At 32.1% G+C, this 19,662-nt stretch carries 18 protein-coding genes; 6 read left to right on the forward strand and 12 right to left on the reverse strand.

Translation table 11 applies throughout. The features are described 5' to 3' along the window. Positions 1-24: 24 nt before the first annotated feature. Together folP and ACYU7A_RS13920 are read left to right on the forward strand one after the other, a co-directional pair. On the forward strand, positions 25-849 hold the full coding sequence (folP, locus tag ACYU7A_RS13915) for a dihydropteroate synthase (RefSeq protein WP_460577485.1): 825 nt from the start codon (positions 25-27) through the stop codon (positions 847-849). 1 nt (position 850) lies between these two features. Then, positions 851-1,471, forward strand: a complete 621-nt coding sequence (locus tag ACYU7A_RS13920; protein WP_460577487.1) for a hypothetical protein — start codon at positions 851-853, stop codon at positions 1,469-1,471. A gap of 24 nt (positions 1,472-1,495) precedes the next feature. On the opposite strand, the gene rlmH is transcribed toward ACYU7A_RS13920, so the two are convergent. Continuing rightward, on the reverse strand, positions 1,496-1,969 hold the full coding sequence (rlmH, locus tag ACYU7A_RS13925; protein ID WP_460577489.1) for a 23S rRNA (pseudouridine(1915)-N(3))-methyltransferase RlmH: 474 nt from the start codon (positions 1,967-1,969) through the stop codon (positions 1,496-1,498). Between the two features lie 110 nt (positions 1,970-2,079). On the opposite strand from rlmH, the gene ACYU7A_RS13930 reads away from it, so the two are divergent. After that, entirely contained in the window at positions 2,080-3,102 is a 1,023-nt protein-coding gene (locus ACYU7A_RS13930; protein ID WP_460577491.1) for a quinone-dependent dihydroorotate dehydrogenase, read from the forward strand. Here the strand turns inward: ACYU7A_RS13930 and ACYU7A_RS13935 are convergent. Both ACYU7A_RS13935 and ACYU7A_RS13940 read right to left on the reverse strand, forming a co-directional pair. Further along, positions 3,085-3,795, reverse strand: coding sequence for a DUF3307 domain-containing protein (locus ACYU7A_RS13935; protein WP_460577493.1), 711 nt, complete (start codon positions 3,793-3,795; stop codon positions 3,085-3,087). The two genes, ACYU7A_RS13930 and ACYU7A_RS13935, sit on opposite strands and share 18 nt — an antisense overlap. Continuing rightward, positions 3,792-4,403 carry a SatD family protein gene (locus ACYU7A_RS13940; protein WP_460577495.1) on the reverse strand — a complete coding sequence of 204 codons (612 nt, stop codon included), beginning with the start codon at positions 4,401-4,403 and terminating at the stop codon, positions 3,792-3,794. Before ACYU7A_RS13940 ends, ACYU7A_RS13935 begins: the two co-directional genes overlap by 4 nt. Positions 4,404-4,612: 209 nt before the next feature. On the opposite strand from ACYU7A_RS13940, the gene ACYU7A_RS13945 reads away from it, so the two are divergent. Further along, complete coding sequence (locus ACYU7A_RS13945) at positions 4,613-5,476, forward strand: hydroxymethylglutaryl-CoA lyase (RefSeq protein WP_460577497.1); 864 nt, start codon at positions 4,613-4,615, stop codon at positions 5,474-5,476. A 102-nt stretch (positions 5,477-5,578) separates the two neighbouring features. Here ACYU7A_RS13945 and ACYU7A_RS13950 read toward each other — a convergent pair whose 3' ends face one another. Continuing rightward, the gene (locus ACYU7A_RS13950; protein ID WP_460577499.1) at positions 5,579-8,071 is read right to left on the reverse strand and encodes a cation-translocating P-type ATPase; all 2,493 of its coding nucleotides are present in this window, start codon (positions 8,069-8,071) and stop codon (positions 5,579-5,581) included. 156 nt (positions 8,072-8,227) lie between these two features. Here ACYU7A_RS13950 and guaB point away from each other — a divergent pair, with 156 nt between their 5' ends. Next, positions 8,228-9,700 (forward strand): IMP dehydrogenase, encoded by a 1,473-nt coding sequence (guaB, locus tag ACYU7A_RS13955; RefSeq protein WP_460577501.1) that lies wholly within the window; start codon positions 8,228-8,230, stop codon positions 9,698-9,700. Between the two features lie 125 nt (positions 9,701-9,825). Here the strand turns inward: guaB and ACYU7A_RS13960 are convergent, their stop codons facing one another. From ACYU7A_RS13960 to ACYU7A_RS13970, 3 genes are all read right to left on the reverse strand, one after another. Next, complete coding sequence (locus ACYU7A_RS13960) at positions 9,826-10,443, reverse strand: hypothetical protein (protein WP_460577503.1); 618 nt, start codon at positions 10,441-10,443, stop codon at positions 9,826-9,828. Positions 10,444-10,459: 16 nt separating this feature from the next. Beyond that, a complete protein-coding gene (purB, locus tag ACYU7A_RS13965; protein WP_460577505.1) occupies positions 10,460-11,803 on the reverse strand; it encodes an adenylosuccinate lyase in 1,344 nt (447 codons plus the stop codon). A 140-nt stretch (positions 11,804-11,943) separates the two neighbouring features. Continuing rightward, positions 11,944-12,633, reverse strand: a complete 690-nt coding sequence (locus ACYU7A_RS13970; protein WP_460577507.1) for an SIR2 family NAD-dependent protein deacylase — start codon at positions 12,631-12,633, stop codon at positions 11,944-11,946. 62 nt (positions 12,634-12,695) lie between these two features. Here ACYU7A_RS13970 and ACYU7A_RS13975 point away from each other — a divergent pair, with 62 nt between their 5' ends. Beyond that, positions 12,696-13,358: a TrmH family RNA methyltransferase gene (locus ACYU7A_RS13975; protein ID WP_460577509.1), complete on the forward strand. Its 663-nt coding sequence runs from the start codon at positions 12,696-12,698 to the stop codon at positions 13,356-13,358. Positions 13,359-13,456: 98 nt separating this feature from the next. On the opposite strand, the gene ACYU7A_RS13980 is transcribed toward ACYU7A_RS13975, so the two are convergent. The 5 genes from ACYU7A_RS13980 to ACYU7A_RS14000 form a co-directional block, all read right to left on the reverse strand. Next, complete coding sequence (locus ACYU7A_RS13980) at positions 13,457-13,900, reverse strand: hypothetical protein (RefSeq protein WP_460577511.1); 444 nt, start codon at positions 13,898-13,900, stop codon at positions 13,457-13,459. Between the two features lie 336 nt (positions 13,901-14,236). Next, a complete protein-coding gene (locus tag ACYU7A_RS13985) occupies positions 14,237-14,644 on the reverse strand; it encodes a hypothetical protein (RefSeq protein WP_344816151.1) in 408 nt (135 codons plus the stop codon). A 151-nt stretch (positions 14,645-14,795) separates the two neighbouring features. Beyond that, positions 14,796-16,481, reverse strand: a complete 1,686-nt coding sequence (locus ACYU7A_RS13990; RefSeq protein ID WP_460577514.1) for an SBBP repeat-containing protein — start codon at positions 16,479-16,481, stop codon at positions 14,796-14,798. A gap of 181 nt (positions 16,482-16,662) precedes the next feature. Continuing rightward, on the reverse strand, positions 16,663-17,427 hold the full coding sequence (locus ACYU7A_RS13995; RefSeq protein WP_396146130.1) for a carboxypeptidase-like regulatory domain-containing protein: 765 nt from the start codon (positions 17,425-17,427) through the stop codon (positions 16,663-16,665). Between the two features lie 164 nt (positions 17,428-17,591). Further along, positions 17,592-19,565, reverse strand: a complete 1,974-nt coding sequence (locus ACYU7A_RS14000; protein ID WP_460577517.1) for a DEAD/DEAH box helicase — start codon at positions 19,563-19,565, stop codon at positions 17,592-17,594. Positions 19,566-19,662 lie beyond the last annotated feature (97 nt).

A 19,662-nucleotide genomic window follows, 5' to 3' on the forward strand; every position in this document is an offset into this window, starting at 1 on the left:
ATTCAAATTGAAGTACAAAGTACAATGACGATTAACTGTAAAGGAAAACTTATCGATTTATCTACTCCCAAAGTGATGGGAATTCTCAATGTTACTCCCAATTCTTTTTATGATGGTGGAAAACATATAGATGAAAAATCAATTTTACTACAAGTCGAAAAAATGCTTTTAGAAGGTGCAACTTTTATCGATATTGGTGGATATTCAAGTAAACCAAATGCTGAGTTTGTTTCAGAAGAAGAGGAATTGCAAAGAATACTTCCTGTTGTACAAAAGGTACTTAATGAATTTCCAGAAACCATTATTTCAATTGATACTTTCAGAAGTAAAGTTGCAAAAGAGACTGTAGAAAGTGGCGCAGCGATTATAAATGATATTTCTGCTGGAAACTTGGATGATGCCATGCTTCAAACTATTGCAAACCTTCAAGTGCCTTACATTATGATGCACATGAGAGGAACACCTCAAACGATGCAAAAAATGACTCGTTATGAAAATATTATCAAAGAAATGATATTTTATTTTTCTGAAAGAGTGGCTAAGGCGAGAAGTATAGGAATCAATGATTTGATTATCGATCCAGGCTTTGGATTTGCAAAAACATTGGAACAAAATTTTGAAGTTTTAAATAAATTAGAATTGTTTCAAATGTTAGAATTGCCTCTACTTGCAGGAGTTTCAAGAAAGTCTATGATATATAAAACGTTGGATACAACTGCTGAATTTGCTTTAAATGGAACTACGTCATTGAATACGATATCTTTGATGAAAGGAGCAAAAATATTACGTGTTCATGATGTAAAAGAAGCCGTGGAATGTGTCAAATTATACAATCAATTAAATCATTAAAATGAAAAAATACTTAGTATTATTAATAGTTTTTGGAATAGTATCTTGCGAAGGAAAGAAAGAAATTCAATTACCAAAAGCAGATAGAACAATAATTGGAGATGTCAAAGAACATTCACCAATTTATATATTTTTTAAAGTTGAAGGAAAAGATACTATTGCCGATGTAAACAGAAAAAATGCCATAGTTTCAACCAATTGGATTTTTAATATCGACAAACGTTTACCTTTAAAATTAGTGATGCCAGAACTAATAAAATTGCAAGCTAAAAAAGATAAAAGCATTCATAAAAATGAAGCTGCCGAGAATTATTTTTCATATGCTAATGATAAGAAAAAAACATTAGCCTTCTTACCTTTTGCAAGTCTAAAATTTAAACTTGAAAGGCCAAAATCTGGAGTTGAGATTTATTTCACCAAAGACGATAAAGTTTTAGTTAATAAAACCATTGTTGAAAAATCTAATTTGATAAATTATTTAGATAGTTTAGAAAGTGATAAACCTTTGAAATACAACTTTTGTTTTGACAAAGAAGCTAACTACGATACTTTTATTAAAAATACAGTTTTTATCAATACATTAGAAATAGAAATGATTATTAGTGAAATCTATATTTTCTAAATCTATCGATAAACTTCTCACTTTCTATTGATGGTGATAAGGTTCGTTTCTTAAGATTGTAAACCCACGATAAATTTGCTCAATTACAAATAAACGAACCATTTGATGAGAAAAAGTCATTTCTGAAAGCGATACTTTTCCTTGTGCTTTTTTGTAAATCTCTTCACTAAATCCATACGGTCCGCCAATTACAAATACTAGGGTTTTTATTCCGGCATTCATTTTCTTTTGTAAATAATCAGAAAATCCTACACTTGAGAAAGTAGTTCCGTTTTCATCTAACAGTATTAATTGGTCAGTTGCGGAAAGTTTAGATAAAACTAGCTCGCCTTCTTTCTCTTTTTGTTGTGCTTCCGATAAGTTTTTTACATTTTTTATATCAGGAATCACTTCCAAATCAAATTTCACATAAAAAGACAACCTTTTTGTATAATCGTCAATTAAAGTTTGAAGAGATTTATTATCGGTTTTGCCAATGGCTAGAAGACGAATATTCATTGTTGAATTATTATAAGTCGCAAATTTACAAATAGATTTTTATTTTCTTTCAACTTCCAACTTTCAACTCCAAACAATTTTCTATTTTTGCAAAACACAACTACAACAAAATGTACAAACTACTAATTCGCCCAATTCTTTTTCAATTTGATCCTGAGAAAGTACACTATTTTACCTTTTCATTAATTCGTTTTTTGTCAAAAATTCCAGGTTTTTCGTCACTTTTTAAATCATTATATTTAGTAAATGATAAGCGATTAGAAACGGAAGTTTTCGGTTTGAAATTTCCAAATCCTGTTGGATTAGCAGCTGGTTTTGATAAAAATGCAGTTTTATATAAAGAACTTTCCAACTTTGGTTTTGGTTTCATAGAAATCGGAACATTAACACCAGTTGGTCAAGAAGGAAATCCTAAAAAAAGATTATTTCGATTGAAAGAAGATTCCGCAATCATTAACAGAATGGGCTTCAACAATGAAGGAGTTCAAATGGCTGTTGAACGTTTAAAGAAAAATAAAAACGTTTTAATAGGCGGAAACATTGGTAAAAATAAGCTTACGCCAAATGAAAATGCCACGCAAGATTATGAAATTTGCTTCGAAGCGCTTTTTGATTATGTAGATTATTTTGTAGTTAATGTTAGTTCGCCAAACACACCAAATCTTCGTGAATTGCAAGATAAAAAGCCGTTGACAGAATTGTTGCAAACGCTTCAAAATAAAAATTTAGCTAAGCCAAAACAAAAGCCAATTCTTCTAAAAATCGCACCAGATTTAACTGATTCTCAACTTTTAGATATTATTGATATAGTAAACGAAACCAAAATTGCTGGTGTAATTGCAACTAATACAACGCTTTCTAGAGAAGGTTTACATTCTGAAAATAAATCAGAAACAGGCGGATTATCTGGAAAACCATTGACAAAACGCTCAACTGAGGTGATTCGATTTTTATCTGAGAAAAGTAATAAATCGTTTCCAATTATTGGTGTTGGTGGAATCCATTCGGCTCAAGATGCTATCGAAAAATTAGATGCAGGAGCAAGTTTAATTCAACTTTACACAGGTTTTATTTATGAAGGTCCACAATTAGTTAAGGAAATAAATAAGGAGATTTTAAAGAGAAAATCCTAAACTTATTTGTACTAAAAGTCCAATTAATAAAGCAATTCCGAAACTTAATAACGTTCCAATTAGAACATATTCTGTAAGTTTTCTGTCTTTTGCCTCTTTCAAATCTCCAAATCGGAAGATTGATTTTGCGGCTAATAAAAATCCAATAGCTTCAAAATGACCTGTTAGAATAAAGCAGAACACAAAAAGACGCTCCAAAATTCCAATATAATTTCCGGCATTTTGTAGCGAATCGTCATTGGTTTTATTTTCGGGTGTCCAAATAGAAATGATATTTTTGATTATGAGTGAAGTTGGTTTTGTCAATAAGATAAAACCTGTAATTGTAATCCAAAATTGATTTCCAAAACTTGTAAAATCTATTGTAGTATTGTTGTAAATTAATGTAACTGCAATAATAACAAGTAAATGCAAAATTTGGTCTACAGAAAACCAAATGCGTTTCGTTTTTGATTTTTGATAATGTAACTTCAAAAAATCAATAAAACCGTGTAATGCTGCTAAAGCGAAGGCATACCAACCAAAATCAGTAGTTCCAACTAAAATCCAAGCCAAAGCAAAGTGAAGTAAGGTGTGTAAATACAAGTAGATGCTCTTGTGTTTTTTCTGCTCTTTATCTTTTACCCACGAAGTTGGTTGTAGTAAAAAATCGCCTAATAAGTGAGCCAAAAGTAATTTTATAAACACTATCATAGTTCAAGAGATTTTATTTTTTTTCTAAAATAACGATCAACTTGCATCATCAGTTCATAATTAGAACGCTTTTGTCTTCGACTCACTGCTGCTTGATTGATTCCTAATTTTACTCCAATTTCCTCTTGAGAAAGTGTTGGGTTTTGAATAGCAACTAACACAAATTCAGCCGATTGTTGTAGCCAATTATCCATAAAGGACAGACTTAAATTAAGCATTAAATTCAATTCTTCATCAAATTCAGCAGTTCCAGAATTGATGGCTAAATTTATTTTTTGCTTTTTTAAGGTTTCAAATGTTTCACCAGAACGGATAAAAGCACTGCCATTACTTTCTGTAATTTTTCTTGCTTTATGTGTTTTATCTCCAAATCCTAAACTCATTCTAACATCTAAATCTATAGATTTAAAAAATGCTTTAATTTGAAAAGCAATGGTCAAAGCGTCTTCTATGTTCTTAATTTCCAATTGAAATTCATCGCCACGATATATTTCCCAATCGTTTGGAGATTTCCCAATCGTTTGAAATAGTGCTTTTAAGTCATCCATCCATTTCTTGGAAGGAACCTTTCTTGAGTTGATAATATCGCCTGTAAGTATCACAATCATAAGTCAAAAGTACTAAATATTTTTAATAAAACAACAATTATTACCAAAATACGTAATAATTCAATTTATTACCGATTTACGTAATATTTGCAATTATTACCAAAATACGTAATATTTTAAGTTATTACCAAAAAGTGTAATAATTAAATTTTACTTCTTTATAAAAAACGATTTCGTAAAAACGATTTCTTTAGTATCTTTGACAACAAATGGAGAAAATCAAAATCATAGAATGTCCTCGTGATGCCATGCAAGGCATAAAACCTTTCATTCCTACCGAACGAAAAGTAGATTATATTCAAGCGCTACTTCGTGTAGGCTTTGATACTATTGATTTTGGAAGTTTTGTTTCGCCAAAAGCCATTCCACAAATGGTTGATACTGCTGAGGTTTTAGCTCAACTTGATTTGTCGCAAACCCAAAGTAAATTACTTGCAATTATTGCTAATACACAAGGTGCAGAATTGGCTTCGGTTCATAAAGAAATACAGTATTTAGGTTTTCCATTTTCGATTTCAGAGAATTTTCAAATGCGTAATACGCATAAAACTATCGCTGAAAGCCTTGTTACTTTACAAGAGATTTTAAACATTGCCGATAAGTCCAATAAAGAAGTTGTAACCTACATTTCTATGGGTTTTGGAAATCCTTACGGCGATCCGTGGAATGTAGAAATAGTAGGAGAGTGGACAGAGAAATTGGCCAATATGGGCGTGAAAATTTTATCACTTTCAGATACTATTGGAAGTTCTACTCCAGAAGTTATTGATTATTTGTTTTCCAATTTAATTCCAAAATATCCAAACATCGAATTTGGAGCGCATTTACACACAACTCCAGACAAATGGCACGAAAAAATTGATGCAGCATACAAAGCAGGTTGTCGTCGTTATGATGGCGCCATTCAAGGTTTTGGTGGTTGTCCAATGGCAAAAGACGATTTAACAGGTAACATGCCAACCGAAAAAATGTTATCTTATTTCACCCAACAAAAAGCAGATACCAATACTAGTCCAATGAGTTTTGAAAGTGCTTATAATGTTGCTTCACGTTTATTTGGAGAGTTTCATTAAAATTTTTAGTTGTCGGTTTTTAGTTGTCAGTTTCTAGTAATTCGTGTAATTTCAAAGCAAATTAATTCGTGCAAATTCGTGCAATTCGTGTTTGAAAATAACTTAACGTCTTTTAAAAATCTTATAAATTTCCATCCACATCACAGACACAAAAGCAATTACAATACTCAATCCTATTTGTTTGTAATCAACCATTTCAAACAGAAAGAATTTAGAGAAAACTGGTACAAAAAGTAGGAGCGAAGTGAGTGCTATTGTCAATCCAATAATTATCAAAACCAAATTATTTTTATATCGAATCGTAGTAAAAATGGAATAATAAAACGAACGATTTTCCAAAGTCAGAAAAATATTTGAAGCAATCAAGGTTAGAAAAATTGAAGTTCTCGTATAGGTTTCTGAAAACCCTTCTTGGATGCAATATTGATACATAAATAATAATCCCAAAGTAATAACCAATCCTTGAATAATACTAATAGTAATCTCTTTCAAGTTAAAAAAAGTTGTTGTTAAAGGTCTCGGTTTTTCTAGCATTAAATTGCGTTCCATGGGTTCGTTTTCATAAATTATAGAACAAGTTGGTCCCATAATTATTTCCAAGAAAATGATATGAACTGGTGTGAAAATATTCGGGTATATCCAACCTAATGCTAATGGTATAAACACAACCAAAATTATTGGAATATGGATTGAAATTATATATTGAATAGCTTTTTTTAAATTCAAATAAATCTTTCTTCCCATCGCAATAGCATCAGTCATTTTTGCGAAATCATCGTCAATCAAAATCAAATTGGCTGCTTGTTTAGCAATTTCAGTTCCTTTTTTACCCATAGCAATTCCAATATGTGCCGATTTCAACGCTGGACCATCGTTTACACCATCGCCAGTCATTGCTACAATTTGATTATTGTCTTTTAGGGCTTGAATAATTTTCAATTTTGCTTCAGGAAACATTCGTGTAAAAATGGCTGTTTCCATCACTTTTACTTTCAATGTAGCTTCGTCCATTTTCATTAATTCGTCGCCGTTTAGAACTTTATCGGCATCTTTAAAACCGACTTGTTTGGCTATGGTTGATGTAGTTTGAGCATTATCACCAGTAACTATTTTTAATTGAATTCCGGCTTTGTAAAACGTCTCAAAAACCGCTTGAATATTTGCTTTTGGTGGATCGTAAAAAGCAACTAATCCTTTAAAATTAAATTTAAATTCTTGTTGCGTTTTAGGATAATCAGTTCCGGAAAATTCGGCAACACCAACGCCAAGAACACGATAACCTTCGTTAGCCATTTTTTCAATAGCAACTAAAATTTGTTTTTTTTCACTTTCAGATAATTGACTAACAGCGATAATTGCTTCTGGCGCTCCTTTGGCTGCTATGACTTTTTTACCTTTTGAATCTTCAAAAATATGCGTCATCATTGGTGGTTTTCCGCCCAAGGGATATTCGTGAACTAATTTAAAATTTGGTCGTTCATCTACCGATTCTAATTTAGTGTACGCTTCATGAATGGCTATTTCCATAGCATCAAACGGAATTGGTTCGCTTGCCCACATCGAGTAGCTTAAAACTTCTTCAGCTTCAGGATTTAGTTTTTCATTAGTTTCAACAATAGCATCCGATTTGAAAACATACAATTGAGCCAAACTCATTTTATTCTCAGTAATTGTTCCTGTTTTATCGGTACATATTACTGTAGCACTTCCTAAAGTTTCAACGGTTTTTGTTTGTTTGGTTATGATTCCCATTTTCATCAATCGCCAAGCTCCGAGTGCCATAAATGAAGCAAAAGCAACTGGAATTTCTTCTGGAATAACACTCATTGCAATAGTCAATGCTTTGAGTAAGCTATCTAAAATACTTTTGGAATGATAATAATTTAAAGCCCAAACAATCCCAAAAATAAGTAATCCAATGATTGACATTTTCTTTACAAAATTGTTAATCTGAATTTGTAATGGTGTTTTTTCCTCTTGAATTTCTTCTAAACTTTTTCCAATTTTCCCCAAACTTGTTTGGTTTCCTATAGCAGTTACTTCGCAAATCGCCATGCCTGTTGCAACGATTGTTCCTTGAAAAACTTGTTTAATTTCTGATGCTTCATTTTTAAAAACCGATAAAGATTCACCAGTTAAAATTGCTTCATTAACCGAAAAATCATTTGATTGAATGATAATGGCATCGGCAGGAATAAAAGTTCCTTCTTCAATTTGAATAAAATCGCCAAGCACAATTTCTTCACTTGGAATTTCTATAACTTCACTATTTCTGATGACTTTACTTTTGGGTTGCGATAATTTTTTTAAAGCATCAATTGCATTTCTACTTCGAGCTTCTTGAAATAAAGAAATAGCCGCAACTAAAAATATAGCAACTGTCATAAAAATTCCATCACCATAATCGCCAGAAATGTAGTAAATACTTGCTGCTGCAACCAATAACAAAAACATAGGTTCTTTTACCATTTCTAACAATGACATCAAAAAATGATTTTTTTCTTGATGTTCTAAAGAATTGGTGCCATTTTTAGTTCTTGAGGAAGTAACTTCTTCATTTGAAAGCCCTGAAATTTTATCTTTGGAATCTATCATAAAACTGAATTAAGAAGTTACATTAAAGTTAATCATTTTTATTGGATTTTTAATCATTTTAATTTACTAAATGATAAAACTAATCACTATTCACTAATTACTATTTACTTTTTCACTATATTTGCACGCAATTTAACTACAACTACAAATTGCAACATGAAAGCACACACAACTAAAATCGTTGGAGAAGGTTTAACCTATGACGATGTACTGCTAATTCCAAATTATTCTGAAGTTTTACCGCGCGAAGTTAATATTCAATCGAAAATATCTAGAAATATTTCGTTGAATGTTCCTGTTGTTTCTGCAGCTATGGATACCGTTACTGAAAGTTCTATGGCAATTGCTATGGCTCAAGAAGGTGGAATTGGTGTTTTACACAAAAACATGACTATCGAACAACAAGCAGCTAAAGTTAGAAAAGTAAAACGTGCCGAAGCCGGAATGATTATTGATCCTGTGACTTTGCCTTTAAATTCAACGGTTGGTGATGCTAAAATGTTAATGAAAGAACATGGTATTGGAGGAATTCCTGTAGTTGATGAAAACGGAACTTTAAAAGGAATTGTTACTAATAGAGATTTGCGTTTTGAGAAAATCAATTCGCGTTCCATTCTAGAAGTTATGACTTCGGAACATCTAGTTACTGCAGCTGAAGGAACTACTTTACAAGAAGCAGAAGGAATTTTACAACAAAATAAAATTGAAAAACTACCAGTAGTTGATACCAATAACAAATTAGTTGGATTAATTACGTTTAGAGATATCACTAAATTGGCTCAAAAACCAGTTGCAAATAAAGACAAATTTGGACGTCTTCGTGTTGCAGCAGCATTAGGAGTTACTGCCGATGCTGTAGAAAGAGCTACCGCTTTAGTAAACGCAGGAGTTGATGCTGTAATTATTGATACGGCTCACGGACACACAAAAGGTGTGGTTGATGTATTGAAATTAGTTAAAGCTAAATTTCCAAATCTTGATGTCATTGTTGGAAATATTGCAACAGCAGAAGCTGCTTTGTATTTAGTAGAAAGTGGTGCTGATGGTGTAAAAGTCGGAATTGGTCCTGGTTCTATTTGTACTACAAGAGTTGTTGCTGGTGTTGGATTTCCTCAATTTTCTGCAGTTTTAGAAGTGTCAGCGGCTTTGAGAGGAACAGGAGTTCCAGTTATTGCTGATGGTGGAATTCGTTACACAGGAGATATTCCAAAAGCGATTGCTGCTGGAGCTGATTGCGTAATGCTTGGTTCTCTTTTAGCAGGAACAAAAGAATCACCTGGAGAAACTATCATTTTTGAAGGAAGAAAATTCAAATCATATCGCGGAATGGGTTCTGTGGAAGCCATGCAAGAAGGTTCAAAAGACAGATATTTCCAAGATGTTGAAGACGATATCAAAAAACTAGTTCCAGAAGGAATTGTAGGACGTGTTCCATACAAAGGTGAATTGAACGAAAGTATGCAACAATTTGTTGGAGGTTTAAGAGCCGGAATGGGTTATTGTGGTGCTAAAGATATTCCAACACTACAAGAAACAGGAAGATTTGTAAGAATCACAACTAGCGGAATTGGCGAAAGTCATCCTCATAATGTTACGATTACTAAGGAAGCTCCGAATTATTCTAGGTAAGTTTCTTAACCACGAAGTTCACTAAGAAAGCACAAAGCTCACAAAGTATTTAAAATCTTTGTGAGCTTTTTTTCTAAAATGTCTTTGAGGTTTGGTATCTATTTATGCCTTCTTTGTTTTAAAAATTAATTGCAGTTAAAAGGTTTGTCTTGATGCATAAAACCAGCAATGTATTCTTCAGTATAACCGTTTCCATTGGCAGTTGGTATTTTCTTTTCAAATTCAGCTAAGCTGTCCATCATTTCTTTACACTTTGAGAAATGTTTTTTGATAGTTGCAATTGCTGTATTTTGATCAACTAATTTTTTAGGCATTTTACTTTCGTTAAACCAACCAGAATCAATAATTGTATTTGTAGCTTTATCAACTATTTTATAGTTGTAATCAAGATAATATCCATCAGCAGAGAAAGGAGGAGTAAAGCTCAATAAAAGCATTTTGTCACTTGTTTCAGCAATGATTTTACTCAATACCATATACTTTTTCTTTTTCTCACTGTATTTAAAAGGTATGTAAGTAATATCACCAGCTACTAATTTATCTACTTTATCAATATCGATTCCTTTGATTGCTTCGAAACCTTCTTTGCTAGGAAGAGAATATCTAACTTTTTCAAAGGTTGAATAATAAAAATCTCTTTCGTCAATTTCCATTTTATTTCCATCTTTCAATAAAATGTAATTCTTTTGAGCAACTGAAAATAGTGAACTTAGTAGTACAATTGTAAATAATAATTTTTTCATTTTTTTTGTTTAGTTATTAGATTCCTAAATAATTACTTGGACTTATCTGCATCAATTCCACTTTAATTTCGTCTGAAACATTCAGTGTTTGAATGAAATTATGAATCGCTTCTTTATTGATAATAGTATTAGTTCTAGTTAAATCCTTCAAAGCTTCGTAAGGATTTGGATAACCTTCACGACGTAAAATCGTTTGAATTGCTTCAGCTACAACTGCCCAGTTTTTCTCCAAATCTTCTTCAAATTTAACTTCGTTTAAAACCAATTTATTCAACCCTTTCAAAGTAGCTTCAAATGCGATTAAAGTATGTCCCATTGGAACTCCTATGTTTCTTAAAACCGTACTATCAGTTAAATCACGCTGTAATCTTGAAATTGGTAATTTAGCAGAAAGATGTTCGAAAATAGCATTTGCAATTCCTAAATTTCCTTCTGAGTTTTCAAAATCAATTGGATTTACTTTATGTGGCATTGCTGACGAACCAATTTCTCCAGCTTTGATTTTTTGCTTGAAATAATCCATCGAAACATACGTCCAAATATCTCTATCTAAATCAATTAGAATAGTGTTAATTCGTTTTAAAGCATCGAAAAATGCTGCAAAATGATCGTAATGTTCTATTTGTGTAGTTGGAAATGAATGTTGCAATCCTAAAGTAGATTCCACGAAATCAGTTCCGAACTTTTTCCAATCGGTATTTGGATAAGCTACATGATGTGCGTTGTAATTACCTGTTGCTCCACCAAATTTTGCAGCAAATGGAACATTAAATAACAATCGCATTTGCTCTTCCAATCGTTCTACGAAAACCAAAATCTCTTTTCCCAATCGAGTAGGAGAAGCTGGTTGTCCATGCGTTCTTGCTAACATTGGAATGTCTTTCCATTCCATTGCTAATTCTTTTAATTTTGCAATTACAGCAATCAAACTTGGTAAATATACTTTTTCAAAAGCTTCTTTTGTTGATAAAGGAATCGCAGTATTATTGATGTCTTGTGAAGTCAATCCGAAGTGAATGAATTCTTTGAAAGGTTCTAATCCTAATGCATCAAATTTACTTTTGATAAAGTATTCAACAGCTTTTACATCGTGATTTGTCGTTTTTTCGGTTTCTTTTATCCAAAGTGCGTCTTCGGTTGAAAAGTTGGTATAAATTTTACGTAAGGCATCAAAAACAGATTTGTTTACACCTGAAAGTTGTGGCAAATCGGCTTCGCATAAAGCAATAAAATATTCCACTTCAATTAAAACTCGGTATTTTATTAGAGCTTCTTCCGAAAAAAATGGTGATAAGGAAACGGTTTTGCTTCTATATCTTCCGTCAATTGGTGAAATAGCGTTTAATTCTGATAGTTGCATTGTGTTGTGTTGTTTATTCTGAACTTGATTCAGAATCTAGTTATTTTTAAAGCGCAAATTTAGTTAAACGATTTTAGAATATAGAATATAGAACAAAGAAAATAGACTATCCATAGAATCTATTTTCTATTCTCTATTTTCTATTCTCTTCTTCGCAATTTTTCTCTCAAAAACGGAACACCTTCGGTTGCATTCATAGGAATTACTTCTAGCGGATTGGCTAATTCATAAATCGTCGCGGGTTTTGGGTCAATATAATAAATTGGTGTGTTTGGTTTTCCGTAATGAATCAATCCTGCTGCTGGATATACTTGTAATGAAGTACCAATAACGGCAATAATATCTGCAGTTTGAACAATTTGCAAAGCTTCTTCAAGCGCTGGAACATCTTCGCCAAACCAAACGATATGTGGTCGTAATTGATGTCCGTTTTTATCAACATCACCAGTTTTTAAATCGTGTGACCAATCTAAAATGTAGTTACGGTCTTTTACACTTCGCACTTTTAATAGTTCGCCATGAAGATGTAAAACTCTCGAGCTTCCGGCTTGTTCGTGTAAATTATCTACGTTTTGTGTGATGATATGAACGTCAAAATCGTTCTCTAAATCTGCTAAAGTTTGATGTCCTAAATTAGGTTTTACTTGATGTAATTGTCTTCGTCTTTGATTGTAAAAATCTAAAACCAATTCTTGATTATTGCGCCAGCCTTCAGGAGAAGCGACTTCCATAACATCGTGTCCTTCCCATAATCCATCGGCATCGCGAAAGGTTTTGATACCACTTTCTGCAGAAATTCCTGCACCTGTTAAAACTACTAATTTTTTCATCTTTTTCATTTGGACTTAAAACTAAGCATTTTTACTATTTTTGCCAAAATTAATTTTTTAAAATGGTCGATTTAGATTACTTAGCATATTTAGAAGATATCCTTACTGAAAACAGAAAAGAACGCTTTTTAGAGGTTTTAAAGAATAGAACCAATCATTTTACGATTGCAATGGAAGACGTTTTTCAGTTGCACAATACTAGCGCGGTGATGCGTAGTTGTGAAGTTTTTGGAATTCAACAATTGAATGTTATTGAAGAAAAATTTGGTAAAAGAATCGATGCCGAAATTGCCATGGGCGCACAAAAATGGGTTGATGTAAACCGATTTAACTCGGTGCAAAGTTGCATGGATGCTATGCGTGAAAAAGGTTATCAAATTATCGCCACAACGCCACACAATGATTCGTGCTTGATTCACGAATTTGATATTACAAAACGAAGCGCCATTTTCTTTGGAACAGAACGCGACGGACTTTCGCCAGAAGTTATAGAACAAGCCGATGGTTATATCAAAATACCAATGGTAGGTTTTACAGAAAGTTTAAATATCTCTGTTTCTGCGGCGATTATCATTCAAGATATTACTAACAGATTGCGTCAATCGAACTTAAATTGGCAACTAACCGAAGATGAAATTCTTGAAAAGAGATTGGATTGGGCTAGAAATTCTATTAAAGATATTAAAAGGATAGAGGAAAGGTATTATTCAAATCTTAGTAAATAACTTACTGCTATTTGTCTTTGTTGAATAAAAAAACTGCGCAAAGTCATGAGAGATTTGCGCAGTTTTTTATGAGAACTCTTTATCGATGGTTCTTATCTTTAGCAACCATTATTTTTACTAAGGTCACGTTTGTAAAGTACCTTATTGTCTTTTGCAATATAATCGCTCGATATAATCAAATAGGGATGATTAGGTGAACATCCTGCACTGCGGCTTTTTACAATTATTTTGTCGTTGACTTTTAGGCTTTTTAACTTTTCAAATTCTTCAGGAACAAATTGCATCATGTAATCTTCGTCACCAATCTTTACGATAAGCCATTTTGGACCTGTTGGTGACGCGTTTTCGCGCTGAAAAGTAACAGAGGTTACCACAGCTTCCATATCACTGAAAGCTTCTATATTCTTGCTTATTTTATCATAACTGGAACTCACTTTTTTGCCTTCAGGAGAATCTTCCCATTTTTTGTACATTATACCATCTGGTGAAGCTTCCCATTTTTTCTTTTCCGCTATTGGGTCTTTCTTTTTAACAACGGCCAACTGCTTTTGGGATGGCTTTGTTTTACTTTTTATTTCACAATTAGTAAATACTAGTCCGATTACCACAGCCAGCGGTAAGATCAGGAAAAAGTGGCTTTTTTTCATAGGTTCATTTTCTTTTAAAATTGATTAAGCGAATATAGTTTGATATTTTCCGGACGGAGTAATTTGGATTGTAAATAAAAATGTAAATTTTGTAAAATAAATAGTAAATATAGGTGTTGAGAGGATTCTTATGATTTTATTGTTGGTATTAGATTATCGATTACGTTTTATCAAATATAAAATGCTGCGCAAATTCAGGAGAGATTTGCGCAGCATTTTATGGGAAGTCTTTTATTTTAATTCGTTAAATTCTTCAATAAACTTGTTTAATTTTTCTATATTAAATTCAAAATTCTTTTCAATAACATTATTGTTTACAAGTCCAAAAATAATTCCATTTCGACCTATCATTTTTTTGTTACTAAATTGTTTGTTTATTCCAACAAAGGTTACAACACATTCAAATTCATCATTCGAATTTTTTTCAACCTTTCCAATTATCAATTCTTTTTGATTTAAGTCTAATATTTTAAATTCGTTTCCTTCCCTTATATAATTGTAACAATTTACATTGTTTAAAATAATTTTTTCTTTTTCAAAACTTACTGATGTTATTATTCTATTGTTTTCAGAATTTTGAGCGTTAATTTTAAATATTCCAATTGTAAATATTAATATGCAGATTATTATCTTTTTCATTTAGTATTAATTTTAATTGATTTCTTCATTTTTAGGCAAAATTACCTCTATCGTTTTGTTTTAGTTTGGATTATCAAATATAAAAAAAAATGGGCAAAGTCAGGAGAGATTTGCGCAGCATTTTATGGGAACACTTTTCGAATCTTGGTTACTAATCAATAACTAATTTTTTAATTTCTTTTTCATTTAGACTATTCGTTATTATGATAAAATATATTCCACTTTTCAATCCTGATTTTTCAATATTCATTCTTCTCCCACTAAAATTAATTTTTTTTATTTCTTTTCCAATCATATCAGTTATCTGAATTATAGTATTAATCTGTTCTTCTTCAAAATCTAAAAATGAATTTGAAATCATTGGATTTGGATATAATGTTATCTTATCTCTATTTAATTGTTCATTATTGGATAAACTATTAAATTGTAGTTTTGAAATGAAGATGTCTGATTTGTTGTAAATGGAATTGTTTGTAAGTGAATGACTACCGAAAGTTAATGTTGGACTATAATAACGACCAGTTAAAAATGCATCACCATTATTATTTACTCTAATTTTGTTTGTTTCTTCAATATAATTTCCACCTGCAGAATTTGCTTGTAACACATTTCCTTGCGAATCGTATTTTATTACATAAATATCTCCCCATCCGTTGGTTCCAACATTTATTAAATTAAAAGAACCAATATTTAATGCAACATAAAAATCTCCTGCCAAATAAGTATTTCCATCTATATCAACATCAACACTATGTCCATTACTATTATTATTTGCATAGCCAAAACTTCTACCCCAAATAATGTTGAAATTATTATCAAATTCTAAAACATATGTGTTTAAACAAGAATTATTTCCTTGTAGAATTGTACCATTGAAATTTATTGATGATTTATAAAAACTTCCAGTTACATGAATGTCTCCATTGCTGTCAACTTTTAAATCTCTTCCATAATCATATTGCTGCCCGCCAAATGAATATGCCCAAACTACATCTCCAGAATTGTTATATCTTGCTATATATATATCAGCAGTTGAACTATTAGATACAGAATTTGTTAGAGTTGTATTACCTATTGTAATTGTAGGAGAAAGAAAATCCCCAATTAAATAAACATTACCATTATTATCTGCTCCAATAGATTTTACGTTTTTTGTTGTAATTCCACTTATACTTTTCCCCCAAATAGCATTTGCATTACTATCTAATTTAAAAAGATAGACATCTTGATATCCTTGAACGCTATTTGTAACAATTTGATTATTAAAATTAAGTTGACTTCCTAAAGCACCTCCAAATACACCAGTAATATATATATAACCATTATTATCTACGAAAATTTTTTGGCCAACTGAATTTAAATAAGAATTACTGCTTTGCTTTACAAAAATTTGATTACCATTAGAATCGTATTTTATTATAAATATATCACTAATACCATTTGCGGTTAAAGTAACACCTTCAAAGTTTACGATTCCTTGAAATGTTCCAACTACATAAATATTTCCATTACTATCAGTACAAATATCTCCACATCCAACATTATTATTTGAAGTACCAGTTATACATTTTGCCCAAATTACATTTCCCAGTGTATCTTGTTTTAATATATAACCAGAATAGTAACTATTATTAGTTAATGTATAAGTACCAAAAGTTATGTTTGAACTAGCAAACGAACCTGTACTATAAACATTTCCGTTTGAATCAGTTGCAATTCCATTCCCTCTGTCATCTTCATTGTTACCAGCATTTAATGCCCATTGCCAAGTTGATGTTTGAGAAAATACATTTGTAAATTGGAAAATTAAAATCAGTATAAATATAATTTTTTTCATCCTTATTTTTTTAATTTATTGAATTTGCGGTCTTTTTTATTATGTCTGCCAACTTATGTATTACCTTCACAAACAAACATATATAAATACTTATAAATGTTTTTAAGCATCAGTAAATATAAAAAAATCCTCAATCGTTTTTACAATTAAGGATTTAAAGTTTTAGATTAAAAAAGCATTTTTATTTTTTTAAGACTTTGTATTGCTCATAGCATTGACTTATGGCATCCAAAATCTGTAAATCATTTGCTGTTTGTATAAATGCTTCTGAGTAGCTGCAATGTTGTAGAATTTCTGCAATTTCATTCTTGGTTACTCCTAATAAAATGCAAATGGTTTCTCTGTCGAATTTGGTTTCAAGAAGATTTTTTACCGTATCGTCTTTCTTCATTTCCTTTAACCTGCGGAGTTCTTTAGGTTTTTTTCCAAAGAAATTGTACAACATATCGGCAGGATTGAAAATAGAATTCATCACACGTGAAAAGGCATTTGGTGAACGTTCACCCATCTCATAAGCTGCAGGAAGTCCAGAAATGCTATAACGGAAATTTTCTTCTTCAGGAATAAGTTTTGAGTCAACTTCTAGATATCCGGTAAGGTTGTAGCGTTTTATTTTTACTTCTTCAAGTGCAATGGCTTTTTCTGTAAGTATTAATTTGGCTGTACCGTTTTTAATCCAGTCATTCGTTACTCTAACTCTCAAGGACTGAAAACCAATCATAGTGATGTGAAGCGTGTCATTAACATCGGCATCAATTTCAAAAGCACCTTTTGTATCGGTTGTAGAACCTTTTACTTTATTGATATTTATTATGTTAGCATTGGGTAATGCTAAAGAAGTTGTTCCGTTTATTACTGTTCCATACACTTTCTTCTTCGTCAAAAGCTCTTGCGAAAAAGCATTTGAGTTGAAAAGGAAGAGTAAAATTAGAGCAAAATATCTCATGTGTCTGTTTGAAAGTTTAAAAGTATAAAACTCTTAAAGAATTTCGATAGGTTTTGTAAATTATTATAAGAAAATTAACAATCCATTAAAATTACAAAAAAAAATCCAAATCCCAATAGTAATCATTGGAATTTGGAATTTAATATTTGTTATCTAAAAAAAGCTTAGCTTCTTCTTGGTCTTCTTACTTTAGCTGCGTCAAAAGAACGACTTGCTGGTCTGTCAGAACTTTCGTCAGAACGTCTTGGAGCTCTTTCTTCTCTTTGAGCAGAACCTGGTTCTCTTCTTGGAGCTGAACTTCTTTCACTTCTAAAACCGCCTTCTCTAGCTGGTCTGTCTGATGAAAATCCACCTTCACGTTTTGGAGCCGAACTTCTGTCTCCGCCACTTCTTGGACCGAAACTTCCAGAACCTCTTCTTTCGCCACCAGAATTTCTATCACCTCTAAAACCACCTGAGCTTCTTCCGCCACCGAAACCGCCGCCACTTCTTCCGTTATGGTCACGTCTTTCACGGCTTCCGCCATCGTTTTTAGAAATTTCAACGTTGATTCTTCTTCCGTTAAGGTCAAATCCGTTAAGGACAGACATAACTTTATCAGTATGTTCTCCGTCAGTATTAAAGAAAGAGAAACCTTCTTTTACATCTACTTTGAAAACGTCATCACGACCTAAATCTAATGTTTCTTTCAAGAAATCTTTCAATTGCATCCAATCGAAATCGTCTCTAGAACCAATGTTTACGAAATATCTAACTGGATCACCAGCTCTAATTTCTCTTGGCTCAGAACTTCTTTCGCTTCTTTCACTACCTTTTTCACCTGATAAATCACGTTTCTTTTTGTAGTAATTGATGAATCTGTTGAATTCTACAGAAACCATTTTCTTGATTAATTCTTCTTTAGTCAAACCATCAAGAACTTCGTTGATTGCAGGTAAATAGTTGTCTATTTCGTGGTCAACTTCCGTATCTTTAATTTTATTAGCTAAGTGCAACAATTGGATTTCACAAATTTCCATTCCAGAAGGAATCGTTTTTTCTTGAAATTTTTGTTGGATGATTCTTTCGATTGACGAAATTTTACGAATCTCACTTTTAGTGATGATTACGATAGAAGTTCCTAATTTACCAGCACGACCAGTTCTTCCTGAACGGTGGTTATAGGTTTCAATTTCGTCTGGTAATTGATAGTTTACTACGTGAGTAATGTTATCAACGTCAATTCCACGAGCAGCAACGTCAGTTGCAACAAGCATTTGAATTTGACGACCTCTAAAAGATTTCATTACACCATCACGTTGTGCTTGAGATAAATCTCCGTGCAATGCAGCAGCACTGTAACCATCTTCAATTAATTTTTCTGCAACAGCTTGTGTATCACGTTTTGTTCTACAAAAAACTACAGAAAAAATATCTGGATTAGCATCGGCTAAACGTTTTAAAGCTTCGTAACGATCACGAGCGTTCACACAATAAAATTCGTGAGAAACTGTCGCTGAACCTGAATTTTTGCTACCAACAGTAACTTCTGCTGGATCGTGCATAAATTTCTTTGCAATTCTTGCTACTTCTGCAGGCATTGTTGCAGAGAATAACCAAGTGTTTTTCTCATCTGGAGTATCCGATAAAATGGATACAATGTCTTCATAAAAACCCATGTTCAACATCTCATCTGCTTCGTCAAGAATACAGAAATTGATGTTTTTGATGTTTACAAGACCACGATTAATCATGTCTTGCATTCTACCTGGAGTTGCCACAATAATTTGTGCACCTCTTTTAATGTCTCGGGCTTGTTCTGTAATGCTTGCACCACCATAAACTGCCACTGTATTAATACCTTTTACGTATTTAGAGTATTGTTTAATTTCGTTGGTGATTTGTAAGCATAGTTCACGCGTTGGTGATAAAATTAACGCTTGTGTGCTTCTGTCTTCAGCATCTATTTTTTGGATTAGCGGAAAACCAAATGCTGCTGTTTTCCCTGTTCCTGTTTGTGCTAAAGCTACTAAGTCTGTGTTTTTTTCCAATAAGACTGGAATGGCTTTTTCTTGCACTTCTGACGGATTCTCAAATCCTAGATCTTTGATCGCCAGCAGTAACGACTCATTCAGACCTAATTGTTCAAATTTATTCATAAAGTATTTTAAATTGGGTGCAAAGGTAGGTTTTAAATACGATATAAACTAATTTGTTTTTATTTGAAAATCAAGTAGTTGAGGTTTTTGATAATTT

The sequence above is a fragment of the Flavobacterium koreense genome (assembly GCF_054776075.1).